Genomic DNA, 2,828 nt, shown 5'->3' with positions numbered 1-2,828 from the left:
AGTTGCTGGTAGAAACACGTGGTGCGATGAAGGCTCTTCGGCCATAGCGCCCGTTACACCTGGGATCCCAATTCGATAGTGGTGGTACATTCAATCTGCCGCACGCGCGGTAACACACGCGGTAGTTCTACCGTATGCGAAGATCGCCTGTTCGAAGCGGCACAGCGGTACGGCTTCAGCTGGGGCGTGGATCGTCCGCACACGATCATCGGTTTTGCTGTCGGCAACGCGATGAACATGGGGCTGACGCTCGCCGTCCGGGATTGCGGCGCGGTTCGATCTGATCGAAGCGGACATCGGCAAGCTGGTGTCATGGTGGCATACCGATGCCGATCTCGGACGCCCGATGAAAGTGCTCACAGACATGACGAAAAGCCGCAAGGCAGGCTTTCTTGATTATCAGAGCACGCCAGACGCATTCGTTGCGTTGTTTGACCGGTTGAAGGCGGAGCGGATCATTCCTGGGTGACGCGCAGTTTTTCGCCGGCAGTGTGTGGCATTGCTTTCTCCGCAGATGTCATGGTGTTGTCATTCCGAGCGGCTCAAATGCTTGAACTGCTCGCGCATTTCAGTGCGCGAGCCATGATGGAAATGTGACGTGCGTCGCTCGCGTTACGGGGTTGCAAGCGTATCCCAATACATCTAGACGTTTAGATGACACGTGGGACCACATCACTGGGCCCCCGCTCGACACGAATGGCGATGAGCGTCGCACCGCCCCGAATTACAACCACACTACCGCGTCTTACAGCAACGCTACGTTTGGCTGGTACGCATACGGAGTTCGTCGATGTTGATCAGGATCGCTCGCGTCGTTACGCGAGATGAAGAGTTGATCGGGACCGTGCGCATTGAAGACGGCGTCATTCGCGATGTCGAACGCGGCAGCACGGCCGCGCGCGAAGCCGTTGACTGGGACGGAGACTATCTGCTGCCGGGCCTGATTGAACTGCACACCGACAATCTTGAGAAGCATCTCGCGCCGCGCCCCGGCGTGCGGTGGAATATCGACGCGGCGTTCGTGATTCACGATGCTCAGGTGGCCGCCGCCGGCATCACCACCGTGTTCGATTCGCTCAGAATCGGCGCGCGTTCCGACGTGGACATGCACAACCGCGATCTGCAGACGCAGTGCACACAAGCACTCGCGCGCTTGTCCCAGAGCGAGTTGCTCCGGGCCGAACATTTCCTGCACCTGCGCTGCGAAATCGCCGCGCCAGACGTGGTCGACGTATTCGACTCGCTCTACGCGCATCCGCTGCTACGTCTTGCTTCCGTCATGGATCACACGCCGGGACAGCGGCAATGGCAGGATCGCAATCAATGGCGGCGCTGGCAGGAACGTCACGGCAAGTTGACTGACGAACATTTTGCCGCCGTGGTAGCCGAACTTGCGGATGGACAGGAACGCTACGCCGACCGGCACCGTCGCGAAATCGTAGCGCGCTGTGTGAAGCTCGGCATACCGGTGGCGAGCCATGACGATACGGTAGTCGAGCATGTCGAACAGGCGGCCGCCGAAGGCATCGCGCTGGCCGAATTCCCGACCACCCTTGTGGCCGCACAAGCCGCGCGAGAACATGGTATCGCGACGATCATGGGCGCGCCCAACATCGTGAGAGGCGGTTCGCACTCGGGCAACGTCTCCGCGCTCGAACTCGCGAACGCTGGACTGCTCGACATCCTGTCGTCTGATTATGTCCCGTCGAGTCTGTTGACCGCGGCATTCGAACTCGTTGGCAAGGCTGGCTGGACGCTCCCGCGTGCCATGGCAACCGTCTCGGCCGAGCCCGCTCGCGCAGTGGGATTGCACGACCGCGGCGCGATCGCCCCCGGGTTGCGGGCCGACTTTGTGCGCGTGCGAATGCATGACACGCTACCCGTACCCCGCGCGACCTGGCGGGCGGGCGAACGCGTCGTCTGACGGAGACCACCCTGCTATCACGCCTTTCTGCGCAGCCTCGTCATGTGAGTGCGAGGCAAGCGCCAACACTGTCATCTCATCATTGAACTTCGAGCTTTTATGTTGATTAATCATGGCGTCGCTGCGGATCCGTGGACGCTCGGCCGACTCATGTCTGAAGATCCGGAAATCCATCCCACTGCAGTCGTTCGAGCCAGCGACTTTGGCCGCTACACGTATCTTGGCCCCCGCAGTCATGTCGCCGAAACGGTAATCGGCGACTACGGCTATGCGATGGGCGACAATCAGATCGCCCACGCGGTCATCGGAAAGTTCGCCAATATCGCCACGGGCGTGCGTATCAATCCGCCCAACCATCCATCGTGGCGGGCGACCCACCACCACTTTACCTATCGCTCGCGCTCGTACGGGCTTTCGCTGGATGACGACGCCGGCATCTTCCAATGGCGCGCGCAGGACCGTGTGCAGATCGGCCACGACGTGTGGCTCGGGCATAACGCCATCATCATGCCCGGCGTGACGATCGGCACGGGTGCAGCCGTTGGTTCGGGAGCCGTCGTGACCAAAGATGTGCCACCGTTCGCTATCGTCGTTGGCGTGCCGGCGCGCGTGCTGCGCTTTCGCGTCGACGCGCAGACATCCGAACGGCTGCAGCAGATTGCCTGGTGGGACTGGGATCCCGAGCAGATCGACGCGGCTCTCGCCGACTTCCGGGACCTCACCGCAATCGAATTCGCCGAGAAATACGGCCGTTGATGTATTAACGGGCGCGCACACAGCAACTATTTTTGCCCAATCCGATTCATCTGGACGTCCAGACATTAAGAGGCCGTATTGGGTGAAATCTTCGGAACGGACAAAACCCTTTCAAATTAGCGGAGCAAGTTTCATATGGAATTTCGTC

General features: G+C 60.4%; 2 protein-coding genes and 1 pseudogene. All 3 read left to right on the top strand.

Going from position 1 to position 2,828, the window contains the following annotated elements; translation table 11 throughout:
- Positions 1 to 138: 138 nt before the first annotated feature.
- Positions 139 to 469, top strand: a pseudogene (locus QOC89_RS04845) (hypothetical protein); the annotation flags it as partial.
- A gap of 321 nt (positions 470 to 790) precedes the next feature.
- Positions 791 to 1,924, top strand: coding sequence for an alpha-D-ribose 1-methylphosphonate 5-triphosphate diphosphatase (locus tag QOC89_RS04840; RefSeq protein WP_323043982.1), 1,134 nt, complete (start codon positions 791 to 793; stop codon positions 1,922 to 1,924).
- A 48-nt stretch (positions 1,925 to 1,972) separates the two neighbouring features.
- A complete protein-coding gene (locus QOC89_RS04835) occupies positions 1,973 to 2,680 on the top strand; it encodes a DapH/DapD/GlmU-related protein (RefSeq protein ID WP_416340354.1) in 708 nt (235 codons plus the stop codon).
- Positions 2,681 to 2,828 lie beyond the last annotated feature (148 nt).

Source organism: Paraburkholderia sp. (assembly GCF_034668105.1).
GTDB lineage: Bacteria > Pseudomonadota > Gammaproteobacteria > Burkholderiales > Burkholderiaceae > Paraburkholderia.
This window is presented reverse-complemented; position numbering and strand designations above follow the sequence as displayed.

What these genes read in the sequence shown, in the direction of transcription:
- QOC89_RS04840 (WP_323043982.1), top strand. Translation starts at nt 791, where the DNA reads ATGTTGATCAGGATCGCTCGCGTCGTTACGCGAGATGAAGAGTTGATC.